This window comes from Halobacillus mangrovi (assembly GCF_002097535.1).
Lineage (GTDB): Bacteria > Bacillota > Bacilli > Bacillales > Halobacillaceae > Halobacillus > Halobacillus mangrovi_A.
The window spans coordinates 2,243,612-2,264,309 of the sequence record NZ_CP020772.1 but is presented as its reverse complement, the minus strand read 5'-3'; the positions used below and the strand labels follow the sequence as shown (position 1 = coordinate 2,264,309).

The window sequence follows — 20,698 nt, the reverse complement described above, 5'->3', positions numbered from 1 at the left end:
CCGCTTTGAAAATCGCCATAATTACAGAAACATTCCTGCCATCGACGGATGGAGTAGTAACTAGATTGAAAGAAGCAATCAAATATCTACGAAACCAAGAGCATGAAGTTGTCGTCATTGCTCCAGACCTTGGTGTGGAGGAGTACGAAGGGGCGATTGTAGAAGGGGTAAAAACAACTAAGTTACCTTTCTACAGGTCAAAGGAATTTTCTATGCCTCAAAGAAAGGTGAAAGATTTATTAATTAAGCATGACCCTGACTTGGTACATGTTGTAAACCCAGCTTTTGTCGGAGTATCCGGAGTATATTACGCGAGTAAGCTTAATTATCCGCTGATTGCTTCTTATCACACACATGTACCAAAGTATATGGATTATTATCGTCTGTACCCATTAAAACCAGCTGTTTGGTGGTATTTCCGTAAGCTTCATAATTTCGCAGATGTGAATCTTTGTACATCAAATGCGATAAAGAAAGAGCTGGATGCCAGGAACTTCCATAATGTTAGTGTATGGGATAGAGGCGTAGCTGTAGATCATTATCATCCTCGACATAAAAACGAGGAAATGAGAAACCGTTTGTCCGATGGGAAGCCAAATAACAAACTTCTTGTATTTGTTGGGCGACTGGCAGCTGAAAAAGAAATCCACAAAATAAAGCCTTTGTTAGAGGAGCGAGATGACATATCCTTAGCGATTGTCGGGGATGGTCCTGTCAGATCGCAGTTAGAAGAGACCTTTAAAGGAACGAACACGGTATTTACAGGTCTTCTGCACGGGAACGAGCTTGCTCAGGCGTTCTCTTCTTCAGATGCTCTTATATTCCCGTCTGTCACCGAAACGTTGGGACTCGTCATACTAGAATCTATGGCTTCAGGACTCCCAGTAATCGCTGCAAAAAGCGGGCCGACCATGGAGCAAGTGGAAGATGGAAAAACTGGCCTGTTATTCGAAAATGAAAACACCGACACCATGATAGACGCCATCAATCGACTTGAAGATGAGGATCTCTACCAGGAATTGTGCAGGAATGCTCGGAAGGAAGCAGAGAAGTTCAGCTGGCAAAAACCTTCGGAACAAATACTTGATTATTACCACGAAACCTTAAGAGTATTCCAGAAGAACCAGTCGCATTCCTCAAAAAAATCAAAGGTTAAAGTCACAGAGTAAGCCTCTGTGACTTTTCACTGTGTAGAAGGCTATTTTAGTTAATAGCGGAGAGTCATTCAACATAATATTCTGATTCATACATAGTAGTAACTCCGAGACTAAATAAGAAATGTTCCCTTAAAACCGCACAGTGGTTCTTATCCTAATGATATAAGCAGTATCCCCAACAACTTCCACTTACAACTTAGTAGCAACTCCAAATCCATCTTAAAAAAATCATTAACTTATATGGAACTGATCAAGGAACGAGACAAATTGCTGCTCCTTTGATCCTTCATTTTGATAAAAAGCATAAATAGAAGCTGTAGGTAAATCAATGAAGGGGACCTCAATAGCCAGCAAACGTCCTTCGTTTATTTCTCGTCTTATTATGAAATTGGGGAGAAAAGAAACTCCCATACCTTCTAAAACAAATCTCTTAGCCGCATGTGATTGAGAAACCGAAAGAAAACGATAACTAGGTAAATGCATTTGAATATCACGCTTCAACCGGTTCCAATACGCCGGATGGTGATCTGTAAAAATAATCGATTTCGATAAGAGCTCATACGGATCGATAGGAGGAGCTACTTCCTCGTCCCAACCATCATGAACAGCAACTAATGAGATCGTATCTTCAAATACTTTTTCACATATAAGGTTTGAATAGACAGTTGGAAGACATGAAAAGGCTAAATCTACTTGTGATGCCTCGACCATCTTTTGTAAACCTGCTGACTCTGCAACTTTTATGGAAATTTCAATGTGAGGGTAAAGCTCCGAATACTTTCGCAGGATGGTTGGAAACAGACTCTCTACTAATAATGGCGTCATAGCAATGGAAAGGGTGGAGGAGTACCCTTGCTGACGCCGATTCACCCTTTGAATCATCGTTGCGTAATGTTCTAAGAGATTATTGGCCTCAACGCGGAACGCTTTTCCAAACTCCGTTAATTGAATATGCCTGCCTTGCTTTTGAAAAAGCTTTGAACCTAAATGGTCTTCTAATTGTCGGATATGCAGACTGACGGCTGGTTGTGTAATAAATAATTGCTCTGCGACTTTACGATAGTTCAGTTCATCAGCTGCCAATAGAAACGTGCGGAGCCATTTAAAATCCATATCGTATTCCTCCTATAATTTTTAGTTATTGATTGAATAAGAAATACTTAATTTTATTTATTGATAAAACCTTATACAATTAAATTAACATAAAGAGGAGGGAAGACGTTATGTTTGAACCTGGTTTAAAAGGGGTTACAGCTATCGAAACGTCGATTAGCCATATTGATGGAAAAGATGGAGTACTACAATATCGAGGGGTTCTTGCTAAAGAACTTATTGGAAAGTACAGTTTTGAAGAAGTCAGTTTCTTTCTATTGAAAGGATACTTTCCGGATAAGAAAGAACTTGAACATTTTTCACAAGCTTTAGTAAAACACAGGTTTTTAAGTGAAGAAACTAAGAAGCAATTAGAATTAATCATTCCACACCAATCTTTGATTTCCGCTGTTCGTTCAGCAGTATCACTACTTGATCAATCAAATGACTTATGGCCAGTGAACCTTGAAGAAGGTATTCAATTAATTGCAAAGTTACCAACGATTGTCGCTTATATTTATAGGAAGAAAAAAGGGTTAAATGAAATTGAACCTGAAACGAACTTCGGGCATGCGGCTAATTTTCTGTATATGCTTTTTGGTGAAGAGAAATCAGTAAATGAAGTAGATGCATTAGAAGCATATATGATTCTAACTGCTGAGCACGGTCTGAATGCTTCAACCTTTGCAGCGAGAGTTGTCACTTCAACACAAAGTGATGTTTATTCTGCAGTAACAGCAGCCATAGGTACTTTAAAAGGACCATTACACGGTGGTGCACCATCAGGTGTAATACAGTATATGAAAGAAGCTGAAAAATCATCTGTTAACGAAACCATTAGGAAAAAACTAACTAATGGAGAGAAAATTATGGGTTTTGGACACAGAGTATACAAAACTAAGGATCCACGAGCTGAAGCATTAAAAATTCAATTTAATTCCATTGATCCAAAACCAGCATGGGCTGATTTTACTTTACAATTAGAAAAAGAGACGGTAAACGAATTACAGCAACTAAAGCCTGGTAGAGAGCTTTATGCGAATGTAGAGTTTTATGCAGCAGCTATCATGAAAGCCATTGGAATATCGAATGAATTGTTCACACCGATTTTTTGTTGTAATCGGATGGTTGGCTGGGTCGCACATATTATAGAACAATCAGAACATAACGTAATTTTCAGACCAAATGCACACTACAGACCATCTGTGTAATTTTCTTATTCTGTCTCATTATCATAAGTATACTTAGGTATTGAGACAGAATTATATTTTGCGCCTTAACTTCCTAGAATTTATATTATGTTAACTAGACAGAAGTTAAAAATATGGAGAGTATTTAATGGATACTCTCCTACTCTTTCCACTGAGACACGAAAATTCTGATCTTCCTTTAACCACCTACGATAATTGTTTAATTGAATTCCTACTGTTTCACAAGCTTCATCAATATTATTTGTGCTTCGAAATCTCTCCATAAACAATGATTTTCTTTTAGCTACAGCTTTTTTAGTATTGGTGTGTTTTCTATCAGATATTTGTTTACATCCGCCATCAAAATATCCTCTTACAAAATGATGCACAAATGGGCTTGGTACATCTGGAAAATTCAAAGTAAGTGATTTATTAGGCTGCATTCCGTGCAATTCCATCAAGTCTGTGCGCATAATTTTGCTATTGATTATTAATAAATGAACACCAGTCTTTTCGTTTTTTCTAATTGGATGGCTTGATCCAAGTTCATATTTAATCTGCTCCAGGATACTAATATCCTTCTGAGAGAAACTGATTGACTGAGTTTCTTTTGGAATATCTGCCGCAAAAAAACCTAAAATGTATGCCATGTTATTCGACCACGTTCTGAAATACTGTTCATTGACCTTATATTCACGTCTCCAGCTTCCTTTGGGGCTTCGTTCGACTTTATGTTTACTTAAGATCTGATTTATCAGTCGTACCGATACATTTGCTTTTTCAGCTATCGAAACGGTCCGTTCGCCAGACAGGTACTTTTTAATGATTTCTTCATCAGTTAATGTACGTTTTCTCAATAATATTCAGCTCCCTCCTTTTGATATTCTTATTATACCGAACATTTGTTTGTAAGTGGTAAAATAAGCACTTGAAATTTTAAAATACGATTCGTTTCACTAAAAAAAGCAGCACCCCTGAGTTAGGTTGCTGCTTTTTCGAATCGCTTCAATTGTTCTGATGTTGCAAAGACAATCAATAAATCATTCTCTTGAAACGTTTCATTCACCTCAGGATTACTGATGATTTTATCGTTTCGTTTAATCGCAACGATATTGACTCCGTATGATTGTCTTATCTCAGATTCTTTAATTGTTTTGTTCAACAACGATGAAGTATTCCGGATGAGAAGTTCTTCAATGTTATAATCATTAAGAGGATCATGTAGAATCGTTTCAACATATTCCACACTTACCGGCTTTGTAATCGCAGTTGCCATTCTTTTTCCTCCAATGTTCGATGTATTGATAACTTTATCTGCACCTGCTCGGTAGAGCTTTTCTTCAGAAAAATCTCTTTCTGCGCGAACCACGGTGTAGATATTAGGATTCATACCTTTTACTGTTAAAGTTATGAAAACATTATCAGCATCGTCTGGCAGAGTGACAATGACTCCCTTAGCACGTTCGACTCCTGCTTGAATTAAGACACGGTCCTCTGTAGCATTGCCTTTAACGTATAGAGCATTCTCAGGCAATTCTTCTATAACGTTTTCATCCATTTCAACTAATACTAAAGGCTGCTTTTCATGGCGTAGTTGCTGAAAAACTTGCTGGCCGACCCGACCATAGCCACACAAAATAATGTGCTGGTGAAGATCTTGTATCTTTAACGTCATTCTTCTCTTCCTCACTTCGCTGGATAGTTTACCGCCTATAATGGCGCCTGCTAGTTGAGCTAACATATAAGTTGTCAGACCAATAGCGCTTGGAATTAAAACTAAAGTAAGCAGTTTTCCGCCAGTGGATTCAGGAGAAATATCTCCATAACCAATCGTCAATACAGAAACAATCGTAAGCCACAACGAATCGAAGAAAGCCAGGTCTTCAAAAAACATGTATCCGAAGATTCCTAACAGGATAATTATATGTAAAAGGATTATTGAAACAAGGATCTTTCGATATTCCATTACTCCACCTCTGTTGAGTCCCTATTCATTGAACCACTCTCCACCATCATACCAATTTTCACATTCAGTTATCTACTTTACATAATGTTATTACAGTATCTAGAACCTACAATGCTTAATCTGGATCAAGAAGTTTGAATCTTAGATGTCTTGTTCTGTTTGAATGATGGAGTGCTCTTTATGCGAGCATAGCCATAAAACCGTACACGTGTATCATAAAATCTCCTTATAATTATGTTATAATCGAACCTCCATTAAGATATAGAAAATAGAGTCCAGTAAAACAAAGTGAGGAATATCATGCGTAGAAAATCTTTTATGGCTGTTTCAGCCTTCATTATTAGTTTATTAGGTTACATAATCTTGCCAAAGAAAGTGAAAGCCCCAACCACACACAAAAATCCTGATACCTACCCTGGCACGGATATTGTGATTGAACCCGGAGATCTACTATTCTCTCCATTAGGAAAAAGCGAATCTAAATATGTGGGCCATGTAGGTATGGTCAATCATGCTAAAAAAGTTGTTCATTCCATCCCTGCGGGTTTAATTCAAGATGATGTTCCAACGTACTTTAATAAATTCAGATCAATAAAAGTCTATGCGCCAAGAGTTGACTCTCATAGAAATTCAGCTGCAGCGTATCTTGAGAAACTTTATTTAGCTCATAAGAATGCGGATTATCGAATAATGACGCCACTAGCGGCTAAAATGGATGAGCAGTATTGCACTAAAATCGTATGGCAGTCCTATTATTATGGTGCTGGAGTTAATCTCGGAAGTTTTAATCAAAAAGCCAAAGCGATTCATCCAGAACTTTTAAAAGACAGAAACTATATCTTGCCGAAAAATTCATTTAAATAGGTGCTAGAAATACGGGATACGAACTAATGTTCGTGCGTTTATACGTTTAATTGATGGTTGTTAAGATAGTTTCGGAGTTGCTACTATGTATGAATCGAAACTTTAATACTGATCCGATTTCCATAATGAACTTTTAGTGCTCTTTATAACTCAGACCTTCACGAAGACGATAAAGCTGCAGAAAGGCTCACCTTAGATGGATGAGCCTTTCAATTTCTTCATAAAATCTTTCTCAGCTAGCACTTCTATAGAATGACCTTGGCTTAACAACGTTTCCATTCTTTCTAGTTTATTGCTTTTCTTCCCCGCTAAATAATTCTCATAAGCTTTATTTCCAACGACTACGTAATTCGTATTAGAATCGATATCATGATGCCACTGACCGCCGGCATTAATCACTCGCTGTACGGCTTCCTCACGCTTCATACCATCTAATTTTCCAGTAAAGGCAAAAGAAGACCCATAACAAGGATGAGCACGATCAAATTCTGTAGTGGCTGCTACATATGATTTTGCCTCTGGCATTCTCGTACGCTTTTTTCTATTCAAGCGTGCAGGTTCATAGCCCGTATCGTGCATCATACCATTTATTGTGCCAGTTTTATTCACTAAATCTTTAATATCGGTGGCTTCAAGGTGCTCTCCTGCTTTAATTAATATCTCGCCAGCAGCTCTCGCATCGTCCAGGGCATGGTGGTGGTTCAATTGAATTCCTAAATGATCCGTGACTGCTTTTAAATTATATTTCGGTAATTGCCACGTCTTTTTTGAAATGTTTACGGTACAGTTATAGGCAAGCATGGGATATGACAAATAGTACTGGTCAAGAACAGCTCTTAATACACCCATATCAAATTGGGCATTATGAGCAATAAGGAATTTTCCCTCCATCAGATCCTTAATTTCTTTCTTCCACAACTCGTCAAATTCATAAGCGTCTTCTACATCCTGTTTCGTAATTCCATGAATATTTATATTCATTGGAGAAAAATAATTGCGCTTTGGTTTGACTAACCGATAATACTCGTTCTTTTTATGGCCCTGTTCGAATTCTACCAACCCGATTGAACAGACACTACCTCTAGATGAGTTTGCTGTTTCAAAATCAAGAGCGACAAAGTTCATTTTCAGACTCCTTTATACAAATATATCTCTATCATAAAGTTTATAAAGAGACTCGTCTATCATCGTGTATTAAACGTGGGGATATGATTTTTTCAAATGGTTCACGGACTGGATAATTAACTTCATTAAGACATCAATATCTATATCGTCTATTTTATTGATGTAGACACAGGCTTTGCCCGTTTTGTGCTTTCCTAATTGGTTAAGCAGTTCATCTCTACTGGGATCTCCAGCTGCTAAATACAGACTGATTCTTGCTTTTCTTGGAGAAAATCCGACGAGTGGTGCATCACCCTCATGACCGGATTCATATTTGTAATGGTATGATCCAAAACCGATGATGCTTGCTCCCCATATTCTCGCTGGATAGCCTGACGTCTCTGTAAAAATATCCAGTAGTCTATAGGCATCTTCTTTCCTTTTCTTAGGATCAACGGCTTCAATAAACTCAATAACGTTATTGTCATTTTCTTTTGTTTTTAAATCATACATCGAAGACACTCTCCTTAAACAAAATACAGGATGTTATTCAATTCGATAAAGCTATGAAGAATCCTGCTATAAATCCTTTCCATCTCGAATAACTTATGGTATTTCGATGATAATAAACTAAAAGGAGGAATAAGAAATGTCTTTTGATTATGCAAACCTTTCCCAAGATAAATTAAGTGAAATCGAATTGCTGGAAAGTAAATTAGGAGTTGTATTAATAGCTTTTGATGAGAAATATAGAGAAGGATCAGATGAGAAGCGAGCACAGCATTAAAAAAATAGCGCCTTCTCTTTTAAGAAGTGCGCCTGTGAGCATGTGTTTTCTGTCTTGTTAAATGCTGGATAGCTCCAGTTCCTATTATTACGCCGCATACAATTAGAATCAGCCCAGTGATATGGTTCATCATGATTTTCTCACCTAAGAAAAGAGAAGCCCCTAAGATAGCGAAGAATGTGTTGAAATTAATAAAGATAGCAGATTCAGCCGGCCCTACTTGTTTGATAGCGAAATTGTAAACCATATGTCCAAAAGCTGTACAGATCAACGCACTGAATAGAAAAACCCCTAACAGCTTGGCATCAGCGAGCTGAATAATTTGAGCTGGATCTGATTCGATAACGAGGCTTGTTAGAAAAATAAAAACAGAGCCGATAAGCAGCATATAGCCAGTTAAAAGTCGAGGATCTAGCCTGGGGTTTAATTTTCCTATCAGTATAAAACTGAAGGCTTGTGCGGCAATGGATAAAAAGATCAGTACATCTCCCAGTGAGACTCCGGTAAAGCCTTCTGCCCCTGTAAGTGTTGTAACGACTACACCTGCAAACCCTAGTATGAACCCAAAGGTTTTAAATAGGGTTACCTTTTTGCTAAGCATTATTGTAGATAAAATCATCGTTAACAGGGGCCCTAATCCAACAATTAATCCGGCATTAACTCCAGAGGTATATAAGAGCCCCACTCCCATTAGAGCATGGTGAAGCACCACATTAAACAAAGATATGTATAAAATGATGGCGACTTCTTTCTTTGTTGGTTTCCTCAATAACCCCATAAAGTATAAGGTAACAAGTACACCAACACCAGCCGTAAAAATACGAATGGATGTAAGAAGAATAGGATCGATATTGGATACGAGGACTTTAATGGCTGATACGTTAAATCCCCATACCATCATTACAAGCAGTAAAAGTACGTAAATCCGTTTCAATTGATCACCTGCTTTCATTCACTACTCTCTCATTGTACGTAGTCTCAATGAACCTGTCTAACGAATGAACCGAAATAAAATGTAAAAAAATTTGAGAGTACTTAAACATGCAGGAAACAGTAAAAGCTCATAATAAAAAAGCACACCTTGCAACGGGCGTGCTTTTGCTGTTTAGTGTTTGTTTTTGTATATCGTAAGCTTTTCTTCAATAGGAGTACGCTGTTTTGGCTTCGGTTTCTTCTCAAAATAACCAAGATGTAAGAACCCTACAATTTTTTCTCCTGGCTTTACATTTAATAATTCACGAACTTTTGGTTCGTGAATTTGAGTATTTGTTTTCCAAACGACTCCTAATTGTTTTTCCCAAGCAAGAAGTTGGAAGTTTTGGATGAAACAGCTAATCGCTCCGAAATTCTCTTCCCATTGCTTTTGACGAGGATCTTCCTTCATTACGGCAATGAGAAATGCAGCAGGCTGGCTGAAATAATTTCTTCTATTTTCTTGCATGTCTTTTGGAAATGTTTTTACCAGATCTTCAACGAATCCATCTGCCTCTTCTGTGGGAATAAAAATGAAACGCCATGGTTCTCTAAGGCCATGGGTAGGAGCATAGCTGGCATCCTCCAATAGCTCTTTGATTAGATCTTCAGGGACTTCTCTATCTAAGTATCCACTCTTTACGGAGCGTCGTTCGCGAATGATTCTAGCCAAATCTGTTTTTGTGTGTTCCATATTCTCTCACCTTCAAATCTATTATTCTGTTACGATAATGATAATCGTTCTCACCATAGATGTCAAACGGCTTCAAACAGGCTTAAATTATAAATGCTTAGACATCACAAGGTCTGTAGTATCAAATTTCATTTTATTATAGAGGTGAATCGCACGCTTATTATGACCAAAAACGTGAAGAGTTAACTTCTTTATCCCTTCTTTTTTCACATGCTTTTCAAGTTCTTCTAAAGCTTTTTTTCCGTAGCCTTTACCTCGGTGTTCATCGAAAATGAGAAAGTTATAAATGAACGCTTCCTTTTGATTGTTGGCTTCTTTAGCAAAATAATACCAGAAATAACCCACGTTTCGTTCATCGTTTCTTATAGACAAAAAGTAATGATCGGAAGTCTTTAACCCCTCTGGCAATAAGTTATTAAACGATTCATTTGATTTCTCAAAAGCTTCCTCTTCAGTCCATGTCCCTGCTTTCACTTTTTCATCAGCGTAGTCTTTGATCTGCGCATCTATATTGGCATCAAATTCAGCTTTAACCATCGAAGCTAAGGTTATCATAAATGAAACAATCCCCCTTCAGAGAAGCCATCTTTTTGATATACTTCATCCCTAAGTATATTAACGGAAAATCATATTGATGGCAATGTTCAGAAAAATAAAAAAGAAGCTATGAAAACATAGCTTCTTCTTGATAATTTACGATTCAAATTCGTCTAAAAATGCTTCATACCCTCTTGCTTCCATTTCACTTTTTGGAATAAATTCTAAAGCGGCTGAATTCATGCAATAACGTAAACCAGTGGGTTCAGGACCATCTTTGAACACATGTCCTAAATGGGCGTCTCCTTCTTTACTCCGGACCTCTGTGCGCATTCCAAAAATTCCAGGATCTTTCTTCGTTACAATGTTTTCTTCTACTAAGGGTTTAGTGAAACTCGGCCATCCTGTTCCAGATTTGTACTTGTCCTCTGAACTAAATAGTGGTTCTCCTGAGAGGAGATCCACATAAATGCCTTCTTCTATATTGTCCCAGTATTCATTTTCAAAAGCTTTTTCTGTCCCATCATTTTGAGTGATTTTGTATTGAACTGGACTCAACATTTTTTTCAAGTCTTGATCTGTATAAGTAACTTCATCGCCATTGTACTTTTTTACGGTCAACTTATTTGTTCCTTCCATATCTTCCTTCCCCTCTCCGGAAAGCCTTGTGAAAGTTAACGTCCCAACTACAGCTAAAAGGGCAATGCCAAATAAATAAAGCACATTTTTCATATCCCTTCCTCCTTTCACTGATCTATGAGGAACTTATTTCTATTTTATCACCTTCTAGGATGTGAACGAATTATATTGCTTACTGCATTTCCATAACTCATTTATGAAATGGAGGACTTTAGGCAATCCTATGAAAAAGAATGAATGGAGGGATAGTCGTGAATAAGAAAATCATGTTGGCAACAGGTATGTTAGGAGCGATTTTGACTGCATGTAATGATAACGGAAGTGAATCCTATACACAAGAAGTGGATGATACCCCAAGACCGATCACTTATGAATACACCGAGAATAATTTAAGAGAAGAAAATCAATTTACTTTCAAAGAATTCGACCTTGAAGTGGATTATGTAGATCGTATTTCCTACGAAATCGAATTCAATCAGTCTAAAGATACCATCAAAGCTACTATTAATGATTTAGACCAGCAAAAAGTCACTGGACAAGAAGCTTACAATCAATTGTCTCCCCTATTTCAGGAAATGAGTTTTGATGAAGATAGTTCAGAGGAAGAAGTTATACAAGATGTCCTTAATATATTAGACCTTGACCAAACTTATAAAGAGTTTGAGCTGGATGTCACATATAAAAATGGAATAGAAAAAGAATACGAAGATTAAATTAAAAAGCCTCTCGATTTAAATTCGGAGGCTTTTTGTTATTGATTGTTTTTTGGTATTGTGTTCGGAGTTGCTACTAAGTATTAACAATAAAAACTTAGTGCTTAATGGTCGTTTTTCCATCTTTCAGTTCGATTTTTCCTGCTTTCAACAGCTGGCCAATGGCACGCTTAAATGCTGCCTTACTAATATTGAAGGTGTCTCTGATCTCTTGAGGATCACTTTTGTCGTGGAGATGCATAACTCCATCGTTTTCCAAGAGGTAATCATAAATAGTCTCAGCATCCTCTTTCATACTCTCTTGTTTTAACGGTCGTAAGGAAACATTAATTGTACCATCTTCTTTCACATCGATAACCCGACCTTCAATCGTTTCGCCAAGCCTTGGCTCTTCTTTTCTCTCGTGAGGATGAATAAACCCTCGATACCCTTCTTCAGTTAGAATGGCTGATCCTGCCTTTGTTGATCGATACACTCGTGCAGTGACAACCGTGTGTAGAAGCGATTGTGGGGCTTGTTCCAAATCGTCAAGCACCTCTCGTTCAGTAATAGGCTCAGCCAACAGCCTGCCTTTTTTATCTATCTCTAAACTTACAAATAAAAAGTCTCCTTCTTTCGGCCACACAGATTTTAACAAAGGGAGATGATCACTCGACACTAAAATATCCTTATCTTCCAGGCCAATGTCAACAAAAACTCCTAAGTGAGGAAGTACTTCTGCAACTGCAGCCCAGCCATAGGAATCTCTGGTCGCTTCAGGAAGGGTCATCGTTGCTACGGCTTGTCCTCTTTTATTTTCATAGATGAAAACTTCCACTGCTTTCTCCAGTTCGATCTCTTCAGTGGCTTGTTCATCTGCAAGAAATAGTTCTGTTCCCTTCACGCTGATCGTAAACCCTTTTGTAATTTTTTTTAAAATTTTTGCTTTTTGAATTGTTCCAAGTAATTGATGATTCATTTCATTCCATCCTTTAAAAGTCATAATGTACTTTATTATAGCGTACAAACGATTCGAATGAAACGCGAAGCATAGTGAGCCAATAAAATCGAAAAAAGCGTGGCATACGCCACACTTTTATCAAATTAATACCACCAAGCAGCTCCTACAATAATTAGGAGAATAAACAAAACTACAAGAAGCGCGAATCCGCCGCCATAACCTCTACTCATTCCAATTCCCCCCCTTTACTTCTTTATATGCCGATAAAGGGAGCAAGGTATGGGTGAAAGTAGGATAAGTGAAAGGGAATGGGCAAATGCCTATTACTTAAAGCTTCAATTCTTTTGCTAAAAGGCGGTAGGATTCCTTTCTCTTTTCAAAATCAAACACATTCGTAATAATAAGAAATTCATCCGTCTCATATTCTTCAGCTAATCGAAGCAGTTCCCTATGTACTTGATTCGGAGTACCGATAATGCAGCGTTCCCTGTTCTTTTTAATCTTTTCTTTTTCTCTTAATGTAAAGGTGTGTTCTTTCACTTTTTCTACAGGAGGAATTCGCGTTTCAATTCCCTTCTCCACTTGAAGCAGCCACATATCTTGACTTAATGCTAAATCTTCTGCTTCTTGCTCTGTTTCAGCGCACACCACAAATACACAAGCATTCACTCTTGGAGAAGCCAGGCCCTCTGATGGTTTAAATTTTTCTCTATATACAGTTAGAGCTTCCACTGCCTGGGCAGGGTTAATAAAATGACCGAATGTAAAGCCTGTACCGTTTACAGCTGCATGGCGTGCCCCTCTTTCCGTTAATCCTAAAACCCATAAGTCTGGCTGAGCAGAAGTGTCTGGTCTTGCATGAACCCCAAAATGAGATTCACCTTTGGAAAACGAGTCATATAAAAATTTCTGTAATTCTTTCACTTGTCTTGAAAACGAACTCAACGGTTTTTCGAAATTGTCAGTAAGCGCAAGACGTGTTTTTTTCCCTCCACCAGGTGAACGACCGAGACCGAGATCAACACGTCCCGGATAAAGGCTTTCAAGCATACGAAAGTTCTCAGCTACTTTAAGCGGGCTGTATTGTGGCAGCAAAACACCTCCGGAACCGACTACAATACGACTTGTAGAAGCAAGGATTTGTCCGATGAGAATTTCAGGTGACGTGCTTGCAAGACCATTTGTATTGTGATGTTCTGCTACCCAATAGCGGCTAAATCCAAGTTGTTCAGAGAATTTAGCCAGTTCGATCGACTGTCTTAATGCTTCTCCTGCTGTCTGTCCCTTTGAAATAGGGCTTTGGTCCAAGACCCCTAATTTCATGTGTGCCACCTCTTTGATGTGATCTTATTTATATACGTCCTTCATAATTTGATTCAATACTTGTAATTGTTCTTCAAATAGGATTTTATACTTTTTCTTTAAAACATCAAATTCTTCTTTCCCCTGATCAGTCAAATAATACCAGTACACCTTTTGTCTCTTTTTATCATGTGACTTATAATCTTCTTTGCGATACAATAGACCTTCTTCTGTCATCTCGTGGAGTGTGTCCAGCAGCGTGGATGGTGCAGGAATCCAGTTCTTCGTCAATGCTTTGAATTTTCCTTTAAAATGTTCACTGATCATTGGCTGATGAACTTGCAGCAAATGCATAATATAAAACTTCGTAAATTGAGCCGCACTCATATTTAGTGCAAAGCGTTTCGGATTGTTCTTATGAGACAAAATCATCCACCCCTTCGCCAATAAAGTCTTAACTTTATTTTACAATAAAGAATGGATGATTTGTCCAGTAATACGCACATTCGTTCGATTATTTTCATGGTTTTTATCTAGACTTTCGGAGTTGCTACTAAGTTTGAAGTAAAATTTGAAACACATCGTTTGTTTGTCGATTCCAGAAAAAATTAATCCTGGAGCTTAAACCCGATTTTTCCGAAATTTTTCGTCTCCTGCAAATATTCAAAAGCCTCTCTGTATTCCTCCAGTTTAAACAATTGATCCAGTTGCGGCTTGATTTTGTGTTCTTCTAAAAATGAAAGCATCTCGCGAAACTCTTCTGCGCTCCCCATGGTCGTACCGAGCAAGTTGTATTGACCATAGAAAAATTCACGGATATTTATTTTCACTTCATCATTCGTCGTAGCTCCGAAAGTGACAATGGTTCCCCCTTTCCGAATGATATGAAGAGATTTTTCAAACGTGGCTTCACCAATACTTTCTATCAGCAGATCTACGGTTTCATCTAAAAGTTCTTCATTCCAGTTACTATTCGTATTTATCGCACGATCTGCCCCCAGCGATAGTGCTTCTTTTAATTTCTCATCTGACCTTGACGTAACAATAACACGGGCTCCTTTCGCTTTAGCAAATTTCAAAGCGAAAGTCAGAACGCCACTGCCGATTCCCGGAAGCATGACCGTTTCCCCAGCTTTCACTTGCCCCCTTGTGACAAGGGCACGATAAGCCGTCAATGCTGCTAAAGACAGCACACCCGCTTCCTCAAAATTCAAATGAGATGGTTTCTTTTCAACATGATCCTCCGTGCATTTATAATACTCTCCGAATGTTCCATGATCAGGTAACCCAACTATTTCAAACCCTTTAGGAGGTGCGTCACTTTTTTCCTGCCACCCGAGACCTGGATTAATGACGACTTCTTCTCCTGTTTGAAATTTTGTTACAGATTCACCCACAGCTTCAATAACTCCCGCGGCATCAGATCCTGGGATAAGTGCTGGGTCTTCGGCTTTATGCCGCTTCGTTACCACAGCAATATCTCTTCGATTCATTCCTGCTGTATGTACTTTTACAATTACATCTTTATCTCCAAGCCTTGGCTTTTCTACCTCTTGCACCTTTAACCCTTCAAATCCGTTCTTTGCCTCATGGACAATAGCTCTCATAAAAAAACACACCTTTCTCCTCTGGATTTGCTCTTAGTCTATCAATAACCACTCATAACCTAAAGCAAAAAGAACATGAAAAACCCACTTTTCGACGAAAAGCGGGTTTTATATATCATATAAAAGCAATAATAGGGAGAGATTGCTTCCAATTATTCACTTAGCACTTGAACTTTAACAGACTTGCGTCCGAACTCGAGTGCATCTTCACGATTTGGCATGAAGACGTCGATACGGTTTCCATTGATGGCTCCACCTGTGTCACCAGCGATAGCTGTACCATAACCTTCTACATATACTTTAGAACCTAGTGGAATGACATCCGGGTCTACAGCGATTACTTTCTGATCAGGATTAGCACGAAGGTCGATTCCTGTTGCTGTTACACCGCTGCATCCTGTGCAGTAAGCTGTATACGCTGTTGCTTCCGCAGTAAATTCTTTTACAACTTCATTGCTGGAGCTTTCGTTAGAGCTTGTCTGCGTTGCAGAAGAGTTGCTTGAGCTGTTATTGCTTGTTTTCGTTGATGCTGGAGCTACTTCTCCTTTAACAGAAAATTTATCTCCTGGATAAATCATAGTAGAAGAAAGATTATTCCAAGACATCAATTGATCAACTGAGACTCCAAACTTCTGAGAGATTTCCCATAGTGTGTCTCCTGATTTAACCGTGTACGTGGATGCATTGCTAGACTGATTGGATGAATTTGATGTTTTAGATTCGCTAGAAACGGTTAATTGTTGATTAGGATAAATGAGATTTGAGTTCAAATTATTCCAAGATTTTAGTTGATCGACGGATACATTATATTTTTGAGAAATACTCCAAAGAGTGTCACCTTTATCGATTGTATATTCCTCTGCACTGACAGACGTTGCGAATGCTCCTGTTAATGCTACAGTAGCTGCTACAGTAAAAACTGTTTTTTTCATATGAGATTCTGCCTCCTCTAAAAGTGTTGCTTATCACGTGATTGCGCGTTGTTCATTCACAATTACTAGATTAGCAGAATCTCAATAGATTTTAAGAACAGGAAGCTAACAGTTTGATTTCAAAGTTAACATCCACATTTCATAAACATTACAAACCCCTATTTTTTCATTATATAATTACATAAATAGTGTAATAATGCATCTTAAGGAGTATTTTTCTACATAATTAATCTATTAAAAACATTCTATTTTTGTCGTTTAGAGGTGGTAATTTTTAGCTGTAAAGGTAGAAACATAAAAAAACCTGCCAGTTGATGGCAGGTTTTTTACATTATTCAGCTAATGCTGCAGATCGTTTTTGAATCTCTGGATCTGCCAAATATTCATCATAACTCATCTCTTTGTCAATGATTCCATTTGGTGTAATTTCAATAATTCTGTTCGCAATCGTTTGAATGAACTCGTGGTCATGCGAAGCGAAAATAACAGATCCTTTGAAATTGATAAGACCTTTGTTCAACGAAGTAATGGACTCAAGGTCAAGGTGGTTAGTCGGCTCATCCAGAAGAAGAACATTTGCTCCGGATAGCATCATTTTAGATAGCATGCACCGTACTTTCTCTCCACCAGACAAGACATTCGCTTTCTTCAGTGCTTCTTCCCCTGAAAAGAGCATACGGCCTAAGAAGCTTCGTAGAAACGTCTCAGTTTCATCTTCAGGTGAATATTGACGGAGCCACTGCACGAGGTTTAAATCCGATCTTTCAAAGAAAGCAGAGTTGTCTTTAGGGAAATAGCTTTGAGATGTTGTTACACCCCATTTGAAGGTGCCTTCATCCGGTTCCATTTCGCCCATAAGGATTTGGAATAAAGCTGTTTTGGCTGTTTCACTAGAGCCGACCAAAGCGACTTTATCATCTTTATTTAACGTGAAGCTGACATTATCCAGAACTTTTACTCCATCGATGGTTTTAGATAGATTTTCAACTGTCAATAAATCATTTCCGATTTCTCGATCTGCTTTAAAAGCAATGTAAGGATATTTTCTTGATGATGGTTGGATATCATCAAGGGTAATTTTATCGAGCAGCTTCTTCCTAGAGGTTGCTTGTTTTGACTTTGATGCATTAGCACTAAAGCGCGCGATAAATTCTTTTAGATCTTTAATTTTTTCTTCTTTCTTCTTATTCTGTTCTTCTGCCATTTTCATTGCCAATTGACTGGATTCATACCAGAAATCATAGTTACCCACATATATTTGAATTTTTCCAAAATCCAGGTCTGCTATATGCGTACATACATTGTTAAGGAAGTGACGATCGTGTGAAACGACAATCACCGTATTTTCAAAATCGATTAAAAAGTCTTCAAGCCACTGGATCGCTTTAATATCAAGGTGGTTGGTCGGCTCATCCAGAAGAAGAACATCAGGATTACCGAATAAGGCTTGTGCTAAGAGCACTTTAACTTTCTCAGATCCGGCAAGATCTTTCATTTGCTTATCATGCAAATCTTCTTTGATCCCTAGTCCTTTCAGTAAACGAGCGGCATCCGAATCCGCTTCCCATCCATTCATTTCAGCAAATTCACCCTCAAGCTCTGCTGCACGCATGCCATCTTCTTCGGTGAATTCACCTTTCATATAGATCTCATCTTTCTCTTTCATCACTTCGTACAATCTTGTATGACCCATGATTACTGTTTCCAGAACATTGTACTCGTCATATTCAAAGTGATTTTGTTTTAGAACGGCTAGACGCTGGTCATTCTTCAGAGAAACGTCTCCTGTTTGCGGTTCGATTTCACCACTAAGGATTTTAAGAAAAGTTGATTTTCCTGCTCCATTAGCTCCAATCAATCCGTAACAGTTGCCTGGTGTGAATTTTATATTGACGTCCTCGAACAGTTTCTGATCACCAAAACGAAGACTTACATTATTTACTGTTAACATAGTTAAATCCTCCAGTTTCACGAATGTATAACATTAAAATTATACCATTCTACTGGAGGATATAACAGGTGTGCGTTAGGATTTAAAAAATTCTTGTTCATATAGCCATTCTTTAAATAACTTGTAATCCCGTTCAACTATATCCTGGTAATGATCTGACCATAAACTAAGTTGATGGCGAAAAAGTTTATTCTTAGTACCGATCGCATCAAGTATGGCATTTTCACTGTGATAATTCAGTATGCCTTCCTCAAGATCAGCATCGGCCCTGGAGTGGATTTTGGCACTGATTTTTGCCATCGTTTTAACCGCACGCTTCATACTTTTATAATCATTGACGTCTTTTTCCTTCAGATCTTTGGAAAACGGCGAACGTTCTCTTACATAGAAATCACGCCCGTTCAAGGAGAAGTAACCAAGATAGGGATCTGCCCTGTGGTGCATCGCTCTTTGGGTATGGATGACTCTTCTCCCTTGATGCTTATTATCCGACCAGAATTGTTCATCATAAGGGAAAAAATAAGCAGGAATCGGCGTCCTTGCCTCTTTAGCTTCTAGAATGATGTCATCATAATTTGATTTTTCCGCTTCTCCTTCTATTAAAATATAGTAACGTTGCAGACCTGTAGATCCTATACCTGAACCTTTTTTCTTAACGATATCTTTTATTTGGTAAAAAGCATCCTCACGCTTTGAATCAGGATCAAGCGATGCGATGTAATCCTTCCATGCTGAAGAGATTTGATCTCGCTCCTGCTTTGAAACAGAAGAGAGTTTTTCTTTGCCGATATCAAAGGAACGGATCGAATCATGATCAATGACGGTTTGTTTATCTAATTCATGGGATGATTTTCTTTTTTCAAGCTTCTTTAGTACCTTCTTAATCGGTTTTTTTGTATTTTCGACGGTAAATTGTAAAGAAAGCGGGTCCGCTTCTCCATCTTTAAACGCGTTTAGTTGTTTGATATAAGTTTTCAAATACTGATTGACAAACTCGTCCTGTTCTTCTTTTGTAAATTCTCCCTGGTTGGCAAAAAGCCGGATACTAACGACCATTCGTAACACGTCGTACAAATAGGACCCTAAATACCCTTCATCGAAATCATCGACGTCAAATACGATGTCATGGGATTCATTCTGAAAAGCACTGAAGTTATCAAAATGCATGTCTCCCATAATCCATGTAGGCTTGTCCTCTGGAGTGTGGAAGGTGAACGGATAATTGATCACATCGTAAAAGAACAAGTAGGCACTCCCACGAAAAAAACTGTACGTGTCTTGACGCATTTTATCGTATTTCTTCTTCCTGCTTGACTGCGATAAATTCATCAAATGTCCGTCAAATTGCTCTAAAATCGTAGATAGAGTTTGTTTTCTTAACTTGTTTTTTGTGGTTAGTACCCGCTCCAGCTGCTGATCCATTCTGAACCCTCCCAATATTCTTCAGTTCTAGATCCCCATTCCCTTTATGGCGCTTATGAAAACAGAAAAAGCGATTGCTTTTGGGCAATCGCTTTTGTCTAGTCTTGCTTATAATAAAGGCTGTTGTTTTCAACAACTTGAAGAACTTTGTTTTCTTCTTCCATTTTACTTCCACACATCGGACAAATATTCTCTTCATTTGTTCTGAAGTTGTCTCTCATCCAGCAGTTACAATCGTCGGAAGTACACACCCAGATTTTTGTTTCTTCTTCTTTAATTTCTGTCTGATTCTTTTTACCGAAAGCCATTTATAAAGCCTCCTCTAGACATGAAAATTATGTAAAAGAGACTGACTAACGAGCCAGTCTCTTTTATATTTTACGAATATCGTTCGTTTTAAATTATAGTTTAGTTACATTCGCAGCTTGTGGTCCACGGTTACCTTCAGTGATTTCAAATTCTACGGATTGACCTTCTTCAAGAGATTTGAAACCTTCTTCATTGATTGCGCTGAAGTGTACGAATACATCATCCTCGCCCTCGATCTCAATAAAACCAAAACCTTTTTCCGCGTTGAACCACTTCACTGTACCTGTTTTCATGTAATTGGATCCTCCAATGTTTCTTAAAATTAATATGCGTTTTACCATAATGAAAAAATCACATATTATAAAAAGTACCAATAATGATTGATCACTCTTTATAATAGGTGACTCGAAAAACGAATTCATGTTATTGGTATTTATTTAACCTTATAAACCACTATACTATGACTCACCGGTGAAGTCAAGTACAGCTTCTTAACAACCCTACAAAGTTAGTATATACA

At 38.0% G+C, this 20,698-nt stretch carries 24 protein-coding genes; 5 read left to right on the top strand and 19 right to left on the bottom strand.

Annotation, left to right across the window (positions count from 1 at the left end; all coding sequences use genetic code 11):
- The first annotated feature begins 5 nt into the window (after nt 1–5).
- The gene (locus tag HM131_RS11110; protein ID WP_085029825.1) at nt 6–1,169 is read left to right on the top strand and encodes a glycosyltransferase family 4 protein; all 1,164 of its coding nucleotides are present in this window, start codon (nt 6–8) and stop codon (nt 1,167–1,169) included.
- 219 nt (nt 1,170–1,388) lie between these two features.
- Here the strand turns inward: HM131_RS11110 and HM131_RS11105 are convergent, their stop codons facing one another.
- Nucleotides 1,389–2,270 carry a LysR family transcriptional regulator gene (locus HM131_RS11105; RefSeq protein WP_085029824.1) on the bottom strand — a complete coding sequence of 294 codons (882 nt, stop codon included), beginning with the start codon at nt 2,268–2,270 and terminating at the stop codon, nt 1,389–1,391.
- Nucleotides 2,271–2,380: 110 nt separating this feature from the next.
- Here HM131_RS11105 and HM131_RS11100 point away from each other — a divergent pair, with 110 nt between their 5' ends.
- Nucleotides 2,381–3,460 (top strand): citrate/2-methylcitrate synthase, encoded by a 1,080-nt coding sequence (locus HM131_RS11100; RefSeq protein WP_085029823.1) that lies wholly within the window; start codon nt 2,381–2,383, stop codon nt 3,458–3,460.
- 80 nt (nt 3,461–3,540) lie between these two features.
- Here HM131_RS11100 and HM131_RS11095 read toward each other — a convergent pair whose 3' ends face one another.
- Nucleotides 3,541–4,296: an LAGLIDADG family homing endonuclease gene (locus tag HM131_RS11095; RefSeq protein ID WP_232324767.1), complete on the bottom strand. Its 756-nt coding sequence runs from the start codon at nt 4,294–4,296 to the stop codon at nt 3,541–3,543.
- A gap of 122 nt (nt 4,297–4,418) precedes the next feature.
- The gene (locus tag HM131_RS11090; protein ID WP_085029822.1) at nt 4,419–5,405 is read right to left on the bottom strand and encodes a potassium channel family protein; all 987 of its coding nucleotides are present in this window, start codon (nt 5,403–5,405) and stop codon (nt 4,419–4,421) included.
- 300 nt (nt 5,406–5,705) lie between these two features.
- Between HM131_RS11090 and HM131_RS11085 the strand changes: the two genes are divergently transcribed.
- The gene (locus HM131_RS11085) at nt 5,706–6,269 is read left to right on the top strand and encodes a hypothetical protein (protein WP_085029821.1); all 564 of its coding nucleotides are present in this window, start codon (nt 5,706–5,708) and stop codon (nt 6,267–6,269) included.
- 192 nt (nt 6,270–6,461) lie between these two features.
- Here HM131_RS11085 and HM131_RS20670 read toward each other — a convergent pair whose 3' ends face one another.
- Nucleotides 6,462–7,394: an exonuclease domain-containing protein gene (locus HM131_RS20670; protein WP_157130806.1), complete on the bottom strand. Its 933-nt coding sequence runs from the start codon at nt 7,392–7,394 to the stop codon at nt 6,462–6,464.
- A gap of 69 nt (nt 7,395–7,463) precedes the next feature.
- Nucleotides 7,464–7,886: a DUF1801 domain-containing protein gene (locus HM131_RS11075; protein ID WP_085029820.1), complete on the bottom strand. Its 423-nt coding sequence runs from the start codon at nt 7,884–7,886 to the stop codon at nt 7,464–7,466.
- Between the two features lie 136 nt (nt 7,887–8,022).
- Between HM131_RS11075 and HM131_RS20665 the strand changes: the two genes are divergently transcribed.
- Entirely contained in the window at nt 8,023–8,160 is a 138-nt protein-coding gene (locus tag HM131_RS20665) for a hypothetical protein (RefSeq protein WP_157130805.1), read from the top strand.
- Nucleotides 8,161–8,179: 19 nt separating this feature from the next.
- On the opposite strand, the gene HM131_RS11070 is transcribed toward HM131_RS20665, so the two are convergent.
- The 4 genes from HM131_RS11070 to msrB all read right to left on the bottom strand — a co-directional run bounded on the left by HM131_RS11070 (nt 8,180) and on the right by msrB (nt 11,095).
- A complete protein-coding gene (locus tag HM131_RS11070; protein WP_232324766.1) occupies nt 8,180–9,112 on the bottom strand; it encodes a DMT family transporter in 933 nt (310 codons plus the stop codon).
- Between the two features lie 153 nt (nt 9,113–9,265).
- Complete coding sequence (locus HM131_RS11065; RefSeq protein ID WP_085029819.1) at nt 9,266–9,826, bottom strand: nitroreductase family protein; 561 nt, start codon at nt 9,824–9,826, stop codon at nt 9,266–9,268.
- An 87-nt stretch (nt 9,827–9,913) separates the two neighbouring features.
- A complete protein-coding gene (locus HM131_RS11060) occupies nt 9,914–10,381 on the bottom strand; it encodes a GNAT family N-acetyltransferase (protein ID WP_085029818.1) in 468 nt (155 codons plus the stop codon).
- A gap of 138 nt (nt 10,382–10,519) precedes the next feature.
- Entirely contained in the window at nt 10,520–11,095 is a 576-nt protein-coding gene (gene msrB, locus HM131_RS11055) for a peptide-methionine (R)-S-oxide reductase MsrB (protein ID WP_085029817.1), read from the bottom strand.
- Nucleotides 11,096–11,253: 158 nt separating this feature from the next.
- Between msrB and HM131_RS11050 the strand changes: the two genes are divergently transcribed.
- Nucleotides 11,254–11,715, top strand: a complete 462-nt coding sequence (locus tag HM131_RS11050; protein WP_198162616.1) for a YusW family protein — start codon at nt 11,254–11,256, stop codon at nt 11,713–11,715.
- Between the two features lie 97 nt (nt 11,716–11,812).
- On the opposite strand, the gene HM131_RS11045 is transcribed toward HM131_RS11050, so the two are convergent.
- The 10 genes from HM131_RS11045 to HM131_RS11000 form a co-directional block, all read right to left on the bottom strand.
- Nucleotides 11,813–12,673, bottom strand: a complete 861-nt coding sequence (locus HM131_RS11045) for a CvfB family protein (protein ID WP_085029815.1) — start codon at nt 12,671–12,673, stop codon at nt 11,813–11,815.
- 125 nt (nt 12,674–12,798) lie between these two features.
- Nucleotides 12,799–12,885 (bottom strand): YjcZ family sporulation protein, encoded by an 87-nt coding sequence (locus tag HM131_RS11040; protein ID WP_035551702.1) that lies wholly within the window; start codon nt 12,883–12,885, stop codon nt 12,799–12,801.
- A gap of 97 nt (nt 12,886–12,982) precedes the next feature.
- Complete coding sequence (locus tag HM131_RS11035; protein WP_085029814.1) at nt 12,983–13,978, bottom strand: LLM class flavin-dependent oxidoreductase; 996 nt, start codon at nt 13,976–13,978, stop codon at nt 12,983–12,985.
- A gap of 24 nt (nt 13,979–14,002) precedes the next feature.
- Nucleotides 14,003–14,389, bottom strand: coding sequence for a helix-turn-helix domain-containing protein (locus HM131_RS11030; protein ID WP_232324765.1), 387 nt, complete (start codon nt 14,387–14,389; stop codon nt 14,003–14,005).
- Between the two features lie 176 nt (nt 14,390–14,565).
- Entirely contained in the window at nt 14,566–15,564 is a 999-nt protein-coding gene (locus tag HM131_RS11025; protein ID WP_085029812.1) for a zinc-dependent alcohol dehydrogenase family protein, read from the bottom strand.
- A gap of 152 nt (nt 15,565–15,716) precedes the next feature.
- A complete protein-coding gene (locus HM131_RS11020; RefSeq protein ID WP_085029811.1) occupies nt 15,717–16,496 on the bottom strand; it encodes a 3D domain-containing protein in 780 nt (259 codons plus the stop codon).
- A gap of 331 nt (nt 16,497–16,827) precedes the next feature.
- Nucleotides 16,828–18,447, bottom strand: coding sequence for an ABC-F family ATP-binding cassette domain-containing protein (locus HM131_RS11015; RefSeq protein WP_085029810.1), 1,620 nt, complete (start codon nt 18,445–18,447; stop codon nt 16,828–16,830).
- A gap of 75 nt (nt 18,448–18,522) precedes the next feature.
- Nucleotides 18,523–19,869: a DUF2252 domain-containing protein gene (locus tag HM131_RS11010; protein WP_085029809.1), complete on the bottom strand. Its 1,347-nt coding sequence runs from the start codon at nt 19,867–19,869 to the stop codon at nt 18,523–18,525.
- Between the two features lie 98 nt (nt 19,870–19,967).
- The gene (locus HM131_RS11005; RefSeq protein WP_085029808.1) at nt 19,968–20,177 is read right to left on the bottom strand and encodes a cold-shock protein; all 210 of its coding nucleotides are present in this window, start codon (nt 20,175–20,177) and stop codon (nt 19,968–19,970) included.
- A 93-nt stretch (nt 20,178–20,270) separates the two neighbouring features.
- Nucleotides 20,271–20,471: a cold-shock protein gene (locus HM131_RS11000; RefSeq protein WP_035541471.1), complete on the bottom strand. Its 201-nt coding sequence runs from the start codon at nt 20,469–20,471 to the stop codon at nt 20,271–20,273.
- Nucleotides 20,472–20,698: the final 227 nt, after the last annotated feature.